This window comes from Acinetobacter sp. NIPH 2699 (genome assembly GCF_022549355.1).
Lineage (GTDB): Bacteria > Pseudomonadota > Gammaproteobacteria > Pseudomonadales > Moraxellaceae > Acinetobacter.
Genome location: NZ_JAKZGL010000001.1, coordinates 106301 through 124198, shown reverse-complemented (window position 1 = coordinate 124198; position 17898 = coordinate 106301). Strand labels below are relative to the sequence as shown.

The 17898-nt window shown below is 37.5% G+C and carries 22 protein-coding genes; 11 read left to right on the top strand and 11 right to left on the bottom strand.

Annotated features, from left to right (window positions below):
- Window positions 1-84: 84 nt before the first annotated feature.
- The 3 genes from recR to MMP72_RS00570 all read right to left on the bottom strand — a co-directional run bounded on the left by recR (window position 85) and on the right by MMP72_RS00570 (window position 2365).
- Window positions 85-681 carry a recombination mediator RecR gene (gene recR, locus MMP72_RS00580; RefSeq protein ID WP_004671058.1) on the bottom strand — a complete coding sequence of 199 codons (597 nt, stop codon included), beginning with the start codon at window positions 679-681 and terminating at the stop codon, window positions 85-87.
- 154 nt (window positions 682-835) lie between these two features.
- A complete protein-coding gene (locus tag MMP72_RS00575; RefSeq protein ID WP_004671056.1) occupies window positions 836-1165 on the bottom strand; it encodes a YbaB/EbfC family nucleoid-associated protein in 330 nt (109 codons plus the stop codon).
- A gap of 12 nt (window positions 1166-1177) precedes the next feature.
- Window positions 1178-2365, bottom strand: a complete 1188-nt coding sequence (locus tag MMP72_RS00570) for an O-succinylhomoserine sulfhydrylase (protein WP_241313738.1) — start codon at window positions 2363-2365, stop codon at window positions 1178-1180.
- Between the two features lie 187 nt (window positions 2366-2552).
- On the opposite strand from MMP72_RS00570, the gene MMP72_RS00565 reads away from it, so the two are divergent.
- Both MMP72_RS00565 and MMP72_RS00560 read left to right on the top strand, forming a co-directional pair.
- On the top strand, window positions 2553-3638 hold the full coding sequence (locus MMP72_RS00565; RefSeq protein WP_004671053.1) for an alpha/beta fold hydrolase: 1086 nt from the start codon (window positions 2553-2555) through the stop codon (window positions 3636-3638).
- A 3-nt stretch (window positions 3639-3641) separates the two neighbouring features.
- Entirely contained in the window at window positions 3642-4514 is an 873-nt protein-coding gene (locus tag MMP72_RS00560) for an NAD(P)-dependent oxidoreductase (protein WP_241313737.1), read from the top strand.
- A 207-nt stretch (window positions 4515-4721) separates the two neighbouring features.
- On the opposite strand, the gene MMP72_RS00555 is transcribed toward MMP72_RS00560, so the two are convergent.
- On the bottom strand, window positions 4722-5003 hold the full coding sequence (locus MMP72_RS00555; protein WP_241314005.1) for a hypothetical protein: 282 nt from the start codon (window positions 5001-5003) through the stop codon (window positions 4722-4724).
- Window positions 5004-5328: 325 nt separating this feature from the next.
- On the opposite strand from MMP72_RS00555, the gene MMP72_RS00550 reads away from it, so the two are divergent.
- A complete protein-coding gene (locus MMP72_RS00550; RefSeq protein WP_241313736.1) occupies window positions 5329-6273 on the top strand; it encodes a metal-dependent hydrolase in 945 nt (314 codons plus the stop codon).
- Between the two features lie 132 nt (window positions 6274-6405).
- Here MMP72_RS00550 and MMP72_RS00545 read toward each other — a convergent pair whose 3' ends face one another.
- From MMP72_RS00545 to MMP72_RS00530, 4 genes are all read right to left on the bottom strand, one after another.
- Entirely contained in the window at window positions 6406-6591 is a 186-nt protein-coding gene (locus MMP72_RS00545) for an addiction module antidote protein (RefSeq protein WP_241313735.1), read from the bottom strand.
- Window positions 6592-6594: 3 nt separating this feature from the next.
- The gene (locus MMP72_RS00540; RefSeq protein ID WP_241313734.1) at window positions 6595-6735 is read right to left on the bottom strand and encodes a hypothetical protein; all 141 of its coding nucleotides are present in this window, start codon (window positions 6733-6735) and stop codon (window positions 6595-6597) included.
- A 529-nt stretch (window positions 6736-7264) separates the two neighbouring features.
- On the bottom strand, window positions 7265-7699 hold the full coding sequence (locus tag MMP72_RS00535) for a hypothetical protein (RefSeq protein ID WP_241313733.1): 435 nt from the start codon (window positions 7697-7699) through the stop codon (window positions 7265-7267).
- Window positions 7700-7791: 92 nt separating this feature from the next.
- Window positions 7792-7929, bottom strand: a complete 138-nt coding sequence (locus MMP72_RS00530; protein WP_241313732.1) for a hypothetical protein — start codon at window positions 7927-7929, stop codon at window positions 7792-7794.
- Between the two features lie 981 nt (window positions 7930-8910).
- On the opposite strand from MMP72_RS00530, the gene MMP72_RS00525 reads away from it, so the two are divergent.
- The 3 genes from MMP72_RS00525 to MMP72_RS00515 all read left to right on the top strand — a co-directional run bounded on the left by MMP72_RS00525 (window position 8911) and on the right by MMP72_RS00515 (window position 11009).
- Window positions 8911-9180, top strand: coding sequence for a YARHG domain-containing protein (locus tag MMP72_RS00525; protein ID WP_241313731.1), 270 nt, complete (start codon window positions 8911-8913; stop codon window positions 9178-9180).
- A gap of 72 nt (window positions 9181-9252) precedes the next feature.
- Window positions 9253-9666: an HIT family protein gene (locus tag MMP72_RS00520; RefSeq protein ID WP_241313730.1), complete on the top strand. Its 414-nt coding sequence runs from the start codon at window positions 9253-9255 to the stop codon at window positions 9664-9666.
- 254 nt (window positions 9667-9920) lie between these two features.
- Complete coding sequence (locus tag MMP72_RS00515; RefSeq protein WP_241313729.1) at window positions 9921-11009, top strand: porin; 1089 nt, start codon at window positions 9921-9923, stop codon at window positions 11007-11009.
- A 101-nt stretch (window positions 11010-11110) separates the two neighbouring features.
- Here MMP72_RS00515 and MMP72_RS00510 read toward each other — a convergent pair whose 3' ends face one another.
- Entirely contained in the window at window positions 11111-11719 is a 609-nt protein-coding gene (locus MMP72_RS00510; RefSeq protein ID WP_241313728.1) for a YidB family protein, read from the bottom strand.
- A gap of 169 nt (window positions 11720-11888) precedes the next feature.
- Complete coding sequence (locus tag MMP72_RS00505) at window positions 11889-12350, bottom strand: DUF6231 family protein (RefSeq protein WP_241313727.1); 462 nt, start codon at window positions 12348-12350, stop codon at window positions 11889-11891.
- Between the two features lie 37 nt (window positions 12351-12387).
- Here MMP72_RS00505 and MMP72_RS00500 point away from each other — a divergent pair, with 37 nt between their 5' ends.
- Window positions 12388-13257 (top strand): DUF2797 domain-containing protein, encoded by an 870-nt coding sequence (locus MMP72_RS00500; RefSeq protein ID WP_241314002.1) that lies wholly within the window; start codon window positions 12388-12390, stop codon window positions 13255-13257.
- 38 nt (window positions 13258-13295) lie between these two features.
- Here MMP72_RS00500 and lpxB read toward each other — a convergent pair whose 3' ends face one another.
- On the bottom strand, window positions 13296-14474 hold the full coding sequence (lpxB, locus tag MMP72_RS00495) for a lipid-A-disaccharide synthase (RefSeq protein WP_241313726.1): 1179 nt from the start codon (window positions 14472-14474) through the stop codon (window positions 13296-13298).
- Window positions 14475-14721: 247 nt separating this feature from the next.
- On the opposite strand from lpxB, the gene MMP72_RS00490 reads away from it, so the two are divergent.
- The 4 genes from MMP72_RS00490 (at window position 14722) to MMP72_RS00475 (ending at window position 17871) form a co-directional block, all read left to right on the top strand.
- Window positions 14722-15015 carry a hypothetical protein gene (locus MMP72_RS00490; RefSeq protein WP_241313725.1) on the top strand — a complete coding sequence of 98 codons (294 nt, stop codon included), beginning with the start codon at window positions 14722-14724 and terminating at the stop codon, window positions 15013-15015.
- Window position 15016: 1 nt separating this feature from the next.
- Window positions 15017-16573 carry a PepSY-associated TM helix domain-containing protein gene (locus MMP72_RS00485; RefSeq protein ID WP_241313724.1) on the top strand — a complete coding sequence of 519 codons (1557 nt, stop codon included), beginning with the start codon at window positions 15017-15019 and terminating at the stop codon, window positions 16571-16573.
- Window positions 16570-16860: a DUF1634 domain-containing protein gene (locus tag MMP72_RS00480; RefSeq protein ID WP_241313723.1), complete on the top strand. Its 291-nt coding sequence runs from the start codon at window positions 16570-16572 to the stop codon at window positions 16858-16860. The genes MMP72_RS00485 and MMP72_RS00480 overlap by 4 nt, the downstream gene beginning before the upstream one ends.
- Window positions 16861-16983: 123 nt before the next feature.
- The gene (locus MMP72_RS00475; protein WP_241313722.1) at window positions 16984-17871 is read left to right on the top strand and encodes a sulfite exporter TauE/SafE family protein; all 888 of its coding nucleotides are present in this window, start codon (window positions 16984-16986) and stop codon (window positions 17869-17871) included.
- The last annotated feature ends 27 nt before the right edge of the window (window positions 17872-17898 follow it).

Sequence of the window (17898 nt, the reverse complement as noted above, 5' to 3'; positions counted from 1 at the left end):
GTTAGACAAAATGTTAAAAGTTAATTATTTGTTTAAATTAACAACATGAATTTAAAATAAATATAAGAAAATAGCATGAATCTGCTATTTCATCCGCATCCGATTATGTACTGCCTGACTCAAAGTATGGCTATCCACATATTCTAACTCGCCACCTTGTGGTACACCTTGTGCGATCCGAGTCATATGAAGTGGTAAGTGTTTGGTGGCCTCTACCAAATAATGTGCTGTAGCCTGACCTTCAACCGTTGCGTTGGTGGCCAAAATCACTTCTTGGATTTTGCCTTCGCTTAACCGTTGGATCAGATATGGAATACCAATTTCTTCTGGACCAATACCATCTAAAGGCGACAAATGCCCGCCCAATACATGATACTTACCCCTAAAACTACCACTTTGCTCGATTGCCATCACATCTGCTGGGGATTCGACCACACATAACAGTTGCTCATCACGTTCAACTGAAGCACAAATATCACAGATTTCATTTTCAGTTAAAGAGTGGCAAATATGACATTCATGAATATGACTAGATGCTTCATGCAAGGCATAAGATAAAGCAAATGCGCCTTCACGATTTTTCATTAATAAATGTAAGGCCATACGCTGGGCGGATTTCGGACCAACACTCGGCAAAATACGTAATGCATGAACCAACTGTTCAAATCGTTCGCTAAACATAAAAATTGATACTTCTTAGGAGAGTCCTCCTCATCTCTCATTCTTACGATACTTGAATTGCATCGTATGGAGAAATCCCAAAAATCAATTATTGCTATTTAAGGGAAAGCTCCCTTTATGACAAAGGGAGCTTAGAGGAAGGATTAAATTTAAATTAGAACAAACCTGATAAGCCTGGTGGTAAACCCATGCCTGTATTTGCGCCTTGTAGCTTCTGTTCAGAAATAGCTTCAACTTGACGCGCTGCATCATTGATTGCAACAACAATCAAATCTTCAATAATGTCAGCTTCGTCTTGCAACAGTTCTGGGCTGATTTCGATACGCTTAACGACATTGCGGCAAGTCATGGTCACTTTAACCAAACCACCACCAGCTTCAGCATGAACCTCGGTATTTGCAAGCTCTTCTTTCGCTTTTTTAAGATTCACTTCCATGTCTTTTTGCATGCGTTGAGCTTGCTGCATGAGCATATTAATGTTCATAAGTCTCTCTCGTTAAATTAAATCTAAACCACGTGATATATCGCGAATAATATCATCAATGTCTTCTAAGCCTACAGAAACACGAATTAAACCTTCTTCAATTCCTGCAGCTTGTTTGGCCTCAGCCGACATTCTACCATGTGAGGTCGTTGCTGGATGCGTGATTGTCGACTTTACATCACCCAAATTACTGGTAATAGATAAAAACCGAGTATTATCAATCACAGTCCAAGCACCTTGGCGTTCACCTCTCACAACAAATGATACGACTCCACCAAAACCTTTTTGCTGTCTTTTCGCAAGTTCATGACCCGGATGATCAGGTAAACCCGCATAGTATACTTTTTCAACTTTATCGTGTTGGTGTAACCATTCAGCAAGCTTTTGGGCACTTTCACAATGTGCTTTCATACGAATACTGAGTGTTTCTAAACCTTTAAGGAAAATCCACGCATTAAACGGGCTCATTGAATTGCCTAAAGTACGAATAACACCATTCACTTCTTCAAGTAAATCATGTTTCCCCACCACTGCACCGCCTAAAGCTCGACCTTGACCATCAATATATTTAGTTGCTGAATATACAATCAAATCAGCACCAAACTTAATCGGTTGTTGTAAAACTGGTGTGCAGAAACAGTTATCAACCGCAAACAATGCACCATGCGCATGGGCAATATCAGCGATGGCTTGCATATCACCCACTTGAGCCAATGGATTAGACGGCGTTTCAATAAACAGTAAACGTGTATTTGATTGAATCGCCTGTTTCCATCCGTCAAGATCGCCTAGATCGACAAAAGTCACTTCAACCGCAAATTTAGCGACATATTTTTCAAACAAGGCAATAATTGAACCAAAAACAGCACGTGAACAAATCACATGATCGCCTGCTTTCAGATACGCCATACAGATTGCATGTACAGCCGCCATGCCTGAACTGGTTGCAACCGCACGCTCCGCACCATCAAGTACAGCTAAACGCTTTTCAAAAGCTTGTACAGTTGGGTTGGTATAGCGTGAATAGGTATTTCCTGCAATTTGCCCAGAAAATTTAGCAGCAGCATCAGCCGCGCTTTCACAAACAAACGATGACGTTAAAAAAATAGGCTCACTATGTTCACCTTCAAAAGTACGATTATGTCCCGTACGAATGGCGAGTGTTTCAAGTTGATATTCTAAATCATCGCTTGGATTCATGGTTTTATATGCCTTATGATCAATGGTCCTAATCCCCCTTTATAAAAATGCTTTTTCATAAAGGGATTATCAAATCCTATCTATATATGCCAACATTTTGATCGCCTAAGGTATTTGAGGTCAAGGTATAAGATGAAATTATCGCTTAGACTTCGCGCAATCTTGACTCATGATGAGACTTTAAAAGATGAAATCACTTGTGGAACTACAAAAAGTAAATTTTAAACACCTCGCAATGCGCATATTTGAAGCAGACAAACTGGTGTTATCTCAATCTACCCCCTATCAAGTGATTGCTCAGTTTAAACAAACCCGTGTCCGCTTTTACGCTTCAGAGAACAAACGCTTTAAAGAACCTCTTGTATTTGTTGCTCCTCTAGCGATCAATATGGATATTTACGACTTATATCCCTATCGTTCTTTGGTGAAGCATTTTCAAGAAGCTGGATTTGATGTTTATTTGATTGACTGGGGCAAGCTCACTTATAAAAACTATCGCGTTGATTTTCTATCTTTCATTGAGAGATTCATTCCCAAGTGTATTGAAGCAATTCAACAACATGCCAACTCAGAAAAAATTTCTTTGCATGGATGGAGTATGGCGGGCGTATTCGTCACGCTCTATACCGCGCACCATCAACCAAGTGTGGTGAAAAACTTAATTGTCCTCGGCAGTCCAATAGACAGTTATGCCTCAGGCTATATCGGAAAACTGTATAAAACTTTGGCATCGATCACCACACGCAATGCCACAATCAAAGACTATGTCTACAATCGACTCCCTAAATTGATGATTCATTCACCTGGTTTCTTAAATTCACTCGGATTTAAGTTACTTGACCCTAAAGGTTGGATTGATGGCAATATTCAATTATTAAAAAATTTAGATAATCTTAAATTGGTTCAAGAAGATGCAACGCTGAGTCATTTCTTAAACAATATGATTGATTATCCGGGTGGCGTGAATCAAGACATGCTCTTTAATGTCTGGTTGCAAAATCCCTTAAAAAATGGCGCGATCACACTCCAAGATAAAACCATTGAACTTAAAAACATTGATTGTTCTTTACTCGTGGGTGCTGGAAAATCAGATCAACTTGTTAGTTCCGAATCCGCATTTCCGCTTACCCAGTTGACAAATAGTCAAGATGTCACGTTTACTCTTATACCTGGCGGGCACTTAGGTTTAATGTCTAGTCAAAACAGTTCAATTGAGTTTTGGCCAACATTAACCACATGGTTGGCTGAACGATCAACTCCAATGAAGGAATAAGCGATGATTCAATCTGTTGCATTTATCGGTTTAGGCGCGATGGGCTATCGCATGGCAGCACATTTACCAAAACATTTCGATCAAGTCTTAGTCTGGAATCGTAATTTTACAAAGGCTGAACAACATGCAACAGAATATGGAACCATTGCTGCTGAGTTGTCTCAAGCTGCACAAGCAGACATTATTTTTTCTTGTTTACCAACCAGTAGTGACGTTGAAAGCTTAATAGACAGTATTGAAATCAAATCTGGGGCGATTTGGATTGATTGTACCAGTGGTGTTCCTGAGGCAGCGCAGCGTCTTGCAGAAAAACTAAAATCAAAAAATGTTGATTTCTTAGATGCACCTGTCAGTGGTCAAACCGTTGGCGCTGAAAATGCGACTTTAACGGTTATGGTGGGTGGAAATGCTGACGCTTTTGAACGTGCATACCCTGCGATGGCTGCGGTTGGGAAATTGATTCAACACGTAGGTGATTCAGGTGCTGGTTTTGCGGTAAAAGCGATTAATAATATGTTGCTCGCCGTGAATTTATGGTCAGTTGCGGAAGGTTTTTCTACACTAAAAGCGCATGGTGTCAATTTAGATGCCGCACTTAATTGTATTAATGCTTCTAGCGGTAAAAGTTTAGTCACCGAAAATATCTTTCCTCAGCGTGTTCTGAGCCGTGAATTCCCTGTGACCTTTGCTCTACCTTTACTGGCTAAAGATACAGGGATTGCTTTAGATCTAGTGCATGAAGCAAAACTTCCTGCGCCTATACTTGCTTTAACGCAAAGTTTGATTCAAGCTGCGAGTTTAACTGCCGAACCTAATAGTGATTTCTCTGCTGCTGTGAAAATGTATGAGTCTTGGAGTAAAATTACGCTGGAATAGGATTTGTATTTAAAAACAATATCTTAGGATGATTTTAAAATTTCATGGCGTAAATGAGGCGTAAATCATCCCCTTTAAAACGTAAAAAAACCGCTCAAAAGAGCGGTTTTTTTACGGACGCGGGTTCAACACCCCACCATCTCCAGATTTCTACGACTAGCTATTCAATAAAGGACTAGATAGATGTAAGAAAATAATAAATTCAGACTATTTGTTATTCACATCAATTTTGAATATCTTTCCATTGCATACCCAAACAGTATAAGTCTGCATATCGATATCATATACATATTCAGTTGCATGACAGGAATATCGACCATCTCTATGTTTAAAGTATCTAGGATAAGATTTTCCCATTTTTCGAAGCAAATCGCTTTCACTGTCTCCTATACTAACCAGTTCATATGAGGAACGCATTGAGTTCGTTTCTCTAGCAAAAGTACTGGCTGATATTAAAACTGAAATTATTCCTAATATTATATATTTCATACTATTAATCATTTGTTATTTCACTTATTTAATTTACCAAATGGTTAAAATAAAGTCATTAAAAAATTACCTGATCATGATTAGATAAACAGCAAAAAGTACAGCAGAAGCATTGAATGCACGCATACGGATCAGAGCTCCAGAATAAAAATACATTTATATTTTGGTACATGAAAAAGTACTTAAAAGCGTTTTTAGAATCTATTTTGTCCTTAAAAACGCTTTAAAGCGTTTTTTTGTCCTATAAGCACATGGTGATCTAGTTTACTCAATGTTAAAAATTGTCTATGCAATTTATTTCATAACTTTATATCAGGTGACATGTATGATCACAGAAAATCATCAAATTAAAGCAAGGAAAGTACACTTCGATTTTTCTGAATCTTCCGTATGCTGGATGCCAAATGATCCTCTTTGTTCACACATTGCCAATGGCATTAATATGCTTTTGCCTGCAGGTGAATTTTGGTTTTGTCGAGTATTTAATAAAGCCATTCCATATATTACTGATGAAAAATTAAAAGAAGAAGTTGTTGGATTTGTTCGTCAAGAAGCGGCCCATGCCCGTGCTCATGAAAAAGCACAAGATTTTCTAAGAGAAAATGGCTACGACATACAAGATCCATTAAACCGCGCGCACCTTGTATTCAACATTCTATTAGGCGATAAACCATTAGGCATCCCCTTCTTAAAAGGTGAAAAACTTGATGAACATTGGTTACTGTTTCGTGTAGGTGTGATTGCTGCAATTGAGCACTTTACTGGTACCATTGGACAATGGACACTCGATAGCAAGTCTTGGGATAAAGCAGACCCTGCTATGACTGATTTGTTCCGTTGGCATCTTGCTGAAGAAGTTGAGCATCGTTGTGTGGCTTATGACTTATTTGAACATCTATTAACAAACAAATTAGGTTTCTACGTTTCTCGCCAAGTCATTATGATGGCCATTTTCCCATTGTTTATTTACTTCCTTGCAGATTTCGCACGTAGCCTTGGAAAACAAGATTTAGAACATCAAGACATTCAGAAATTGATGCGCCGTGGATTCTTCTCTTTTATTCGTGAGTTTGAAAAGACTGCAACCAAAACAGATAACCTACCAACCATTAAGTATCTATGGAAAGCAACTTTACGCTGGGCATCTCCAAAGTTTAACCCAATCCATGAGGGTGATACTGAACAAGCCTTAGCATATATGGCTCGTTCACCTGCAGTGCAGTATTTTGAGCAAATGACTCATACACCAAAAGCTGCTGCATTAAGCTAAGGCTATAAACGTAAAAAACCGCTCTTTTTGAGCGGTTTCTTTATATCTAAAATTTAATGTTGCGCAGTGACAAAAGTCGCAGACCGTACGGTTAGTGGATGATGGGAAATACGCTGTCTTGCCTACCATAAATCATAGCTTGCCTGCATCTTTAGCAATTTGGGTCATACCACGAGCTTTTGCAATATCACCTAGTGCAGAAGCAAGTAGCGCATCATTATTCTCTTCTAAAATAGCATTTAGATATTCTGTGATGGCTTCTTCACTATCAAGATAGTTGGCAGCATCATAAGTAGGTAAATCAACAATTTTAACCATAACTCAATCCTCTAGTGTTTTTGATAGCTCAATCGCTTTATCAATATCACGTTGTTGTTTTGACTTTGTACCACCGCCTAACATCACAATGATCGTATTACCATGTTTGATGTAATACATACGCCAACCTGCACCAAAGTTCACGCATCTCAAAAACTTTATCGCCAGCAGGTTAAATATCACCCATATGCCAAAGGATACTTTTTTTGAGACTAGCATTCAGCTTAGATTTGGTCGTTACATCCTTTCTGTAAGATTATTTACTGGCATCCCATTCTTTTTCATACTCCTCTCGTTGTACATCAAAGAAATTGGCACGATCTTCAGCAAAATACTCCGTTCAACCCAATAGGTTTTCTAATGTGTAAAAATGCTACTCTCTTTGCCCATTCATTTAACTTCTGCCTTCTTCTCTCACAACCTGTACATGACATAAATTTCACCCATTAAAAAACCCACTCTCCGAAAAGAGTGGGTTTCACCTTTATTCTTGTTTTGCGCTGAATTAAGGTTATTGTTGTTTACTTTTTATAAAGTAAGTCGCAAATATATATAAATGTGACTTGCATCAACAAAAATTCAATAATTTTAATGATATTTTATAGAAAATTTCTCTCAACGTAACGCGTTTTTCTAATTTCTTCCATTTGTTGTTCATATTCATCTTCTGAAATTACTTGTCCAATATGTATAGTAAATATCTATCATCGATTTCTTTTTTCCTATTTTGCTTCATTTGCTGTTGATATTCTTCTTCTGAAATTACTCGTCTATCAGACGTAGACTCAATGAACTTCGAATATCTTTTATTATCTAAAGACCTATTTTGGCCAGTATATTGAGCTTTATCATAAGCGCTCATATTGGATGTTTGAAATCGATCTTCAGATCTTTGTGTAGCATAATTATACTTTTGATTTGCCCATTTTATTTTTAGTTGCTGTGATAACTCAAAAAAATCCACATTTTCACTGCTGTTATTCTTATTATGAACCTCTTCATCTTTAGCAATTAAGATGGATGGTTTTTTTTCGAAAAAATCCTCGCCACTGTGCACAACAGAGCACGCAACCACTGAGCTAATGAGGAATATTAATGTTTTAGTCATTGAGTACTTATACCCTATAAAAAAGGAATGCATAAATTTTATATATACCCAAAAAAATATCTACTACTATTTATCAAAATTATAGTACTACCTCAGCTTTTAAATAGTTTTGTTTCACTTTCGGTCAAGCCATATTCCTTCGTTTTATCATGCTCTTGATTACTCTTTACAGTAGAAACCAATGCTCCAACCCAAGAAAGACGAGACTGTGCTAATGCGTGAACGTCCATTAAGTCGCCTGAATCATATTCGTTTTATTTTATGCCCTGTACTTTTACATTCATGCTGCTTCTCCTTTTCCCAATAATTTAGCGAGCCGTAAACCTTTGGGGTAAAATTAAAACCTGCATGTCCGTATCATGCGTCCCATCTGAATGTGTATATAGGTAAGTTTTGTGCTCTAAATATTCGCTCTTTACTTTGTCCTGATAGCTCACCAGTTTTCCGTTACTTTGACGGCAATAGCACCAATTATTGACTTCAAGCCATTTCACCAATTTATTACGCTGGATTCCTATACCCCAGTTCCTCACTACCATTTCTTCTACGCAACTTTACGTGGCCAGAAATATGCTCAGAACTAATATATTCGATTTTACATTTAGCGATTGGAAATTTTCTGAGCCGTTTAAGCGCAATTATTTTAGATCTACAATACACATCCTCTACATCTTCTAAATATTTATTGATTGCCTGATGTAAAGTATATTCAGTGTTGACCTCTTTTATATTGAATATAAATGTCTGGGTTCTCTTCAATTTCAGCTTCCCTTTTTACGAGCCAGTTCTTTGCAATTTTTTAGATCCCAAGGTTTTACTTTCTTTATATGAAGGAAGATCTTTACGATTAATACGAATTTCTGCACGGTATTTGATGGTACCGTCTGATAATTGACGTGAAGAAACAGAACCCATAATTTTGTACACTTCAACTTGATAAAGTTACTATGGCGTAAATACACGTCTAAAAACAGCAATATAGAGCAAAACCAAGCAGAATAAAGCTAAATAGAAATGATGATAATTATTTGTTTTATATTGTATTTTATAGAAGTTGTTGATATATATAGCTTTTCTATACTATAAGAACAAATTATGGAGTAAAATTACATTCAAATAATACAGTTTCATTGAAATTTCATCAATACGCCTTATATTAGTACATGCGCTGCGCTCAACGCAGTGCTTGCTCATAACGAGAGGAACACCTCATGAATAAGTTTACAGTTGCTACTTTTGCTGGATTAATAGCCCTTACAGGTTTCAGCATGCAAGTCTCAGCATCGGAACAAGAATGTAAAAAGCTACAAGATAACTATAACTTGATCTATGCTTCCAAAGGCTTCTGCTTTAAAGATGCAGATGCTAAAGCCAAGTATGGTAATGAGAACTGTCATACCACTAAGCCAAAGTTTTCTGAAAAAGAGCAACAACGTTTAGATGAAATCAAAGCTCGTCAAAAAGAGCTGAATTGTAAATAATCTTTCTTTTGTCCTCTTTACAGAAAATAGAGGGACATTCCAAGATATACGACTTAAATTAAGGGATTAAGTATGGCATACGATGATCAAAATATTTTTGCAAGAATCCTTCGTGGAGAGCTACCTGCGATCAAAATTTATGAAGATGATCAAGTTCTCGCGTTTATGGATATCATGCCGCAAGCGGATGGTCATGCCCTCGTTATACCTAAAACACCAGCAGTTACCTTATTAGACTTACCTGCTGATGCTGCCGCTTATACGATTCAGATCGTTCAAAAAGTTGCTCAAGCGATAGAAACGGCACTCGATGCAAAAGGCATTGTATTAATGCAACTCAATGGTGCTGCTGCTGGTCAAACTGTTCCGCATGTACATTTTCATCTAATTCCAAGCTCAATCCATGAGTTAGGACGTCATGCAGCACAAATGGGTGATCAAGAAAAGATTCAGGCTCTTGCTGAAAAGATCAAAGCAGTACTTTAGACTTCGATAGTATCTAAAACGGAATGATTATTCCGTTTTTTCGTTTTTGTAATTATATAAAAATCAATAAGAAACAAAAGTATCATTTAATATCAATCGTCACCAAACTGTCATTTTTCCTTCACTTCTCTGTCACAAAGTTTGCCGATACTGCATACAAGTTAGTGAGCTATGTAACTTTTTGTACACGAGCAAACTTATAACAGTAACTAAGGCAACTGCCATTTACAAAAAAGTGTTTTGGAGAAATCTCAATGAAAAAATTGCTTCTTGCTGCTACTGTAGCAACATTAGCCATGAATGCAGCGCAAGCAGCACCAACATTGTATGGTAAGCTCAATGTGACGCTCGATCAAATTGATAAGAATGGCTTTAAAGACGAAAGCGTAACAAAAGTAAATTCAAACGCTTCTCGTATCGGTATCAAGGGTGAAGAAAAATTAACTGATAATCTTTCTGCAGTGTACTTAATCGAATGGCAAATCAATGCAGATGGCGATGGTGACCAATCATTCTCAAACCGTAACCGCTTTATCGGTCTTAAATCTGATGGCGTGGGTACATTAAAAGTTGGTCAGTACGACTCTTATCTCAAAACAGCAGCAGGTAGCAACCAAGATATCTATAACGATCACAACGAACTTGATATGACCGCTATCTTGGCTGGTGAAGATCGTCTAAAAAATGTCATTGGCTTTGAAACTGATAAAAAATTATTAGGTGGCTTAGCATTTAATATCATGTTCCAACAAGGTGAAGAATCTTCTGCTACAGAAAATGCAGCAAAAGGCTATAAGGGTAGTCGTGATGGCTTTGGTGATGGCGTATCTGCTTCTCTGACTTACGATAACAAAGACTATGGTTTCGCTGCAGCAGTTGCAGGTAACTACGGTATTGGTTCTAAGTATGGCGCGTATAACTTATCTGGCATTTATACCGATGCAATCCGTGTAACAGGTTCTCTTGATTTCACTAAAATCGGTCTTGATGGTTTCGTACTAGGTGCTTTATGGCAAACAGCTCAACCAACAGATGATACAGTTACAACAACTAGCGGTTCTGATGTAACTTCTTATAAAGGCTTACAAGAAGATGCGTATGGCGTAACTGCAGCATACAAAATCCCTTCTACACCGATTAAGTTAAAAGCACAGTATATCTCTGCTACAACAGAATCTAATGGTCGTGAAGATCGTAAACAAGACCTTTATGGTGTTGGTGCAGACTATCAAATCAACAAACAAGCACGTTTCTATGGCGTAGTTGGTCAGCAAAAACGTGATTGGTTAGTAAAAGATGATAAGAAAACGACTATCGGTTTAGGTCTAGAATATAACTTCTAATTTGAAGTTAATCTTATAGAAAACTAAAAGGGCTTTATGCCCTTTTAGTTTTGCTTTAATAAAAGATAAATCGTATCTATTGACCACTTCACTTCTAACTACTATTTCTTTAAAAACCCACTCACAATATTCAAAACGTTCTGAATATCATTATTCGCTTCTTGTGAGCTAGTACTTGAACCCTGTGGCGTTAAAGAATCAATTACCTGTGGTAAAACAGATGCAATTGCGCCATAAATCGCTTGTTTAGGTGCTTGAGTCTGTTGTGCAATTTGCTCTACATCTTGGTCATCAAACAAACTTTGCATATTTTGGGCTGGTATATCCGTATTATTTGGCTGATTAGGATCAACCCAACTTTGAACTTGATTGACTAAGCCCGCATTCTTAAGTTTATCCAGCGCACCTTGTAAGCCACCTTGTTTTTGAATCCAAGCTAAAATTAAAGGTAAAACAGCAATCAATAAAGTTTGTGCGGTATTTCCACCTGAGCCACTTTTAGCTTGGGAATTATTTCCTAATTGACCCAGTACCGAACCTAGAATGCCGCCTAAACCACCTTGTTGGTTCTGAGTGTTTTGTTGTTGTCCACCAACTTGACTCAGTACGGAACCAAGAATTCCTCCCAGCCCACCGCCTGTTCCTGATTGTTGCTGACCGCCTAAAGCTTGTTTTGCTAACATTTCAACAATATTACTTAAATCTGTCATGATCTATACGTTCCCTTTGGAATTATTTATCCAAAAAGCATACGCTGCTTTGAAAGCACAGAACAAAATTGAATTGTTAAATTTTGCAAGGGCTTGCAGTTACCTCCACTCTAAATTCACTCGGAGGAACAGCTAAAGTTCCACAAGAATGGTGAAACTTTTTTAAGAATTACCAACGGAATTTATTCCAGTTTTCAGGATTTGCCCAAAACTTCGAGTTAAACCAATCTGGCACATGCTTATAGGTTAAAATATTGAATTGCCACAATGCAAAATCACTGTCATGGCTGGTCTTATCTATTAGCTGAGTAAAGCCTAGTGAGCGGAGTAATTTTTCATCATCCAATTTACTTACGACGATAATACGTTTTGCCATCAAGTCACGTAATTTCACCAAAAGCTGCGCTTTTTGTACTTCATTAACGTCTTGCATCTCTGCTGTATCAAATAATACAAAACCTAAATCATAACGCTGTGTAAATGGCAGACTTAAAAAGTCAATTACGTTAAAATAATGCCATTGAATAGAAGCATTTTGGTCAATCTGCTGACCTATACAAAGTGCAGTATGAATGGGCTGTTCTTTAGATAAATCGTCTAGCATAGAAGTGATGACATTTTGTTCAGCCATACTGCAACCCTTGATTGAGAAAGATGAGAGTTTATTAATGGAACTACAAGGCATTTGTCATAAAATGCATGCAGCGCTCAAAACGCATAGTGTAACTGATCAACCAATACACAAGGCAAATGTTGAATATAAATTTATATTAGATCGTTCAGAAACTGATCTTCCATTTGTGTTGGGTCAAGAACTAGAGATCGAATGGACTGGCAATATTTTCTGTACATCATGTGGTGCTAAAACACCTAAATCCTATTCGCAAGGTCATTGTTTTAAATGTTTCAAGACCAAGGCTGAATGTGATTTGTGCATTATGAAACCTGAAACTTGTCACTATCATCTTGGAACTTGTCGTGAAAATGATTTTGCACACAATGTTTGTTTCCAGCCTCATATTGTTTATTTGGCAAATTCAAGCGCGTTAAAAATTGGTATTACCCGTATCGTCAATATGCCGACACGATGGTTAGATCAAGGTGCAACTCAAGCCCTGCCTATCATGAAAGTTGGTTCTCGCCGTTTATCTGGCCATTTAGAGACTTTGATTGCAAGCCAAGTTGCAGATAAAACGGATTGGCGAAAATTGCTTAAAGGCGAAGCCGAGCCTTTAAATTTGATTGAGCAACGTGATCAAATCATTGAAGAGTTTGCGCCAAAAATTCAAAGCATTCGTGAAGAATTCAACCAAAATCTTGAGTTTGATGAAGGCTTAGAATTTTTGGAAAATGAATCACAACATGAATTTATTTATCCTGTTGATCATTATCCTGAAAAAATCAAATCATTGAACCTCGATAAAACCCCAAAAATTCGTGGCGTTTTACAAGGCATTAAAGGTCAATATTTATTACTCGATATTGGTGTAATCAATATTCGAAAATATACCGGTTATGAATTGATTTTACGCACATAAGTGAATAGGTGGCATCAAAGCCACCTTTTTTCTTTCGCCTAGTCTGCTTTTAAGCACTTCAAAATGGCTTGTACTGGATCTTCAGTATTTCCAGAGATCAACTGCTTATGCATACTCACGTGTTGCATCATTTGAATATGTGCAGTTTCATGGTCCATCAATCTTTCGATCTCTGTAGCAAGCTGTTTCGGGGTTGCATCAGACTGGATTAGTTCTTCAATGACTTTTTTACCTGCAATAATATTGGGTAATGCGTAATAAGGAATTTTGACTAAAAATTTGGCAATCATATAGGTAAGCCAATGCAATTTATAGAAAGTCACCATAGGACGATGTAATAACATCGCTTCGAGTGTTGCTGTACCCGATGCCAGTGCCACAATATCGCTGGCATTCATCACCATACGCCCTATTTTTGATTCATTATCGCTATTTTCTAAAACATGAATCTTGGCTTTGAGGCTGATATCCAAATTTTGGATACCTTGCTCGATTTGCTGTTTTCTTGCATCGTTGATGGCTGGGATTAGAAACTCAAGCTCAGGGTATTTTCGATGCAAGATTTCGGCTGCGCCTGTTAATAACGGTAGTAACCGCTCAATTTCACCACGACGACTACCTGGTAATAATGCGATATGCATTTTATGCGCGGATAAACCGAAATGATGTTTTGCTTCTATAATTGGATTTTTTAAGGGTAACTGCTTTGCCAATGGATGACCGACGAAAGCAGCTGCGACATCGTAATTTTCATAGAATGTTTTTTCAAACGGAAATAAACACAGCACCAAATCAATACTGCGCTTGATGCCATGAACACGTCCTTGTCGCCATGCCCACACAGATGGACTGACATATTGAACGGTTTTAATCGGTAAACTCTTTTCTTTTATGCTTTTAGATAACCGTAAATTAAAATCTGGTGCATCTATCCCAATAAAAATATCCACGGGATGTTCCGTCCAACGTTCAATTAAACCGTCACGAACAGCGAATAATTTTTTCAGGTCTTTTAAAACTTCAATAATCCCCATCACAGATAAAATTTCCATTGGATAAAAACTATGAAAACCTTCTGCAATCATCTGTGGACCACCAATCCCCTCAAATTCAGCATCAATTCCTTGTTCACGGAAACTACGCATGAGTTTTACACCCAGCGTATCTCCAGAAACTTCCCCAACTACGATGCCAATTTTTAGTTTTTGCTTTAACAAGACCAACGCCCCATCCAAAAGTTTAAAAAAATTCTAACAGAATGATTTTACATCGAATCACTGCAAATAATGTAATTTGTTCATGATTAGTGAAGAACATTTTAATCTAATAAATCATTGAAAAGTCAAGTTTCTATCCAGATTTACGATAAATGAGCAATTGCTTGAGTTTCACTTAGACATTAATATGAACAAGAATCATTTACATATGTGATTTACTCTCCCTCTGCTATTTCTAAGTACATTTATGGCTAAATCCACCTCCCCAACGTTTGCCTACCGACTGAGTGTTGTCTATCGCTTTACTTTTATATTCGTGCTCGGCTTCTTGGCGATGATGTATTTAAGTTTAAGCTTAACAACGCTATTCACCTATTTTATCAATAAAGCAGAAGCGATTTTTCTCGCGGCATTGATCTCGATTTTGTTTTATTTAATGTTTGTTATTCTTGGATTTTGTTTCAACTCATTGATTAAACTGACATGGATCAGTTTGGCTTTGGTGGGACTCTTGTTCGGTTTATCTGTGGGTTTAAATTAAAATGCAAAATAAAGGCGTCCGCCAATCAATGGCATGGCTACATGCTTGGACTGGCTTGGTTTTCGGATGGCTTTTGTTTGCCATTTTCTTGATGGGAACCAGCTCTTATTATCGTCATCACATTAATTTATGGATGCAACCACAGCTTGCACAATATCAAGTCAATCAAGATGTGGCGATTCAAACTGCTACTGATTATCTAGAAAAAAATGCAGCAGATGCTAAATCATGGTATTTAGGTGTTGCCAATACTGAACAACCCGTGAATAAAATTTACTGGGAAAAGGCAAACGGTGGCTATGAAAGTCGTAATTTAGATATCAATACTGGCCAAGAGTTAAAATTATCAGCAACGCAAGGTGGCGAATTTTTCTACCGATTCCATTACCAACTTTATGGGATGCCCATCCTTATTGGGCGGTTGATCGCCTGTTTGGCTGCATTTATCATGCTGGTTGCATTGGTTTCTGGCATTATTACTCATAAAAAAATCATTACCGATTTCTTTACCTTTAGAACCTTTAAGTCGCAACGGTCTTGGCTCGATTTCCATAATGTATCTTCTGTAATCGCACTGCCCTTTTTTCTAACTATTACCTTTACCGGTTTAGCTATTTTCTTCTATCTGTATCTACCACTAGGAATGAAGAAATTATATCCAGATAATCCATATCAATATTTTACTGAAATCAGGACGGTGAGCCAAAGTCGTGATAATCAGGCAGCACCTAAACCCACTGAAACAGTTTCAATTACAACACTACTCACTCAAGTAAGAAAGCAATGGGGTGATCAAGAACTTGCAACGATTGAAGCAAAAAATCTGAATACCGATCAAGCAGTCATTACATTTAAACAATTAGAAGATCGATCAATCACCTTAAATCAAGCACAAATTAGCTTTGATGGTACAGGTAAAATCCTCAAAAACACGCGGAATAATAGTGCCGTTGCGACTTTAAACGCTGGTGTCTATAGCTTGCACATGGCAACCTTTGCACAACCAGCACTTCGATTTGCTTTTTTCCTATCAGGTCTTCTTGGCTGCTTAATGATTGCTTCAGGCTTGTTGTTATGGAGCTTAAAACGTCAAATTCAAAATAAGTCAGATCAGTTCCATTTTGGTTATTACCTAATTGATCGTTTGAATGTTGCTGCATTTGTTGGTTTGCCTATTGCAATGCTAGGCTACCTTTTTGCCAATCGACTGGTGCGTATCACAGAAACCACACCTAACTATGAGATTTATACATTTTTCATTGTTTGGGGGCTGAGTTTTATGATTGCACTTATAACAAAACAGCATTATTTATGGAAATCGCAGATTATTTTATTTGGAGTTTTAGCCATTGCTTTGCCTTTATATAATTTGGTTTATCTAATAAATCATCAACTTATTTCGGATATACAAAGTTATTGGTTGTTTTTACGAATCGATTTATTTCTTATTATTTGCGCATTCTTTGCTGTTTTTATTTATCGGAATATCCAACCTATTCAAGTAAAGGCACGAAATAAATTGAAAGCAAAACTTGATCAACAAGAGGCAAAAAAATGATGTTATTTGCGCTTCTCCTGATCGGTTTGGGCATGGCGTTATTATATAAAAGCAGTGATAAAGGGCTTCGTAAAGCCAAGCCGAATGCTCAACAATTGATCCAGCGCTTTCGATCTCAACTGAGACTGTTTGCATTTCTCTGTTTTTTCTTGGCAGGTGCATTGCTATGTTTAATCTATGGATCTTCAATCGGTTTTATCGGATGGTGGATCTTTGCCACACCTGTGACTTTTTTTCTTATTTTGGCAGTGAATGATCTAAGCAAACAGCCAAGTAAAAAATCATAGGATATGGCATTGATCTAACTTCTTTAGCATTTTTTCGCATAAGTAAATCATTTTTCATCACAACTGCTTATCTTGAAAAGGCATAAGATATGCTGTTTTTTGCATAATTCAGGCATATTGTCGATGTTTGGTCCAATAGAATTTATTTTAGCTGGTGTATTGGTTGGTTTCTGTGTAGGAATCACTGGTGTGGGTGGTGGTTCATTGATGACCCCTATCCTGATTAGCTTATTTAAGATTGAACCGCACATTGCTATTGGTACAGATTTACTCTACGCCTCAATTTCAAAATTTTGTGGTTCTTTGGTCCATGCAAAAAAGCTTAATATTGTTTGGCCGATTGTTATCTGGCTCGCTTTAGGCAGTATTCCTGCCTCTTTTGCTACCTCTTGGGTACTAGAACATTATTTGAGTCAATCTGCGCACTACAAGCCAGTATTGACCATGGTTCTAGGCGCAATGCTGACCTTAACAGGTATCTCCATCGTCTTCCGTGCTCAAATTGAAAAGTTCTTCGATCGCTTTAGAAATCGTGAACAAGCCAATATGGAAAGTGAGCAACATGCTCTACAGCATAAACGCCGATATATTGTTTTTATGGGCATTATTTTAGGCGTGTTGGTTACACTATCTTCAGTCGGTGCTGGTGCTTTCGGTATCATGGCGTTAGTGATTATGTTTCCGAATTTACCGATGATTCGTATCATTGGTTCTGACGTTGTACATGCAGTATTACTCACTGCTGTCGCTGGTTTAAGCCACATGTCCTCTGGCAATGTCGACTTTAGCTTGTTGATGTGGTTATTGGTCGGTTCTATCCCTGCGATTATTGTGGGTACATTGATCAGCTCGCATTTACCTGAAAGATTTATCCGTAAAATCTTGGGAATCACGCTATTTGCGTTGGGGCTAAATTTCATTATTAACCCTGTAAAAGAAAAGCCTAAACCCGTTGAAACAACCCAAGTGGTTATGATTCAGCAAACAAGTTATTCTACAACAACAGTTTAAGTGCTAAATAGCCGATTGTTTATACAT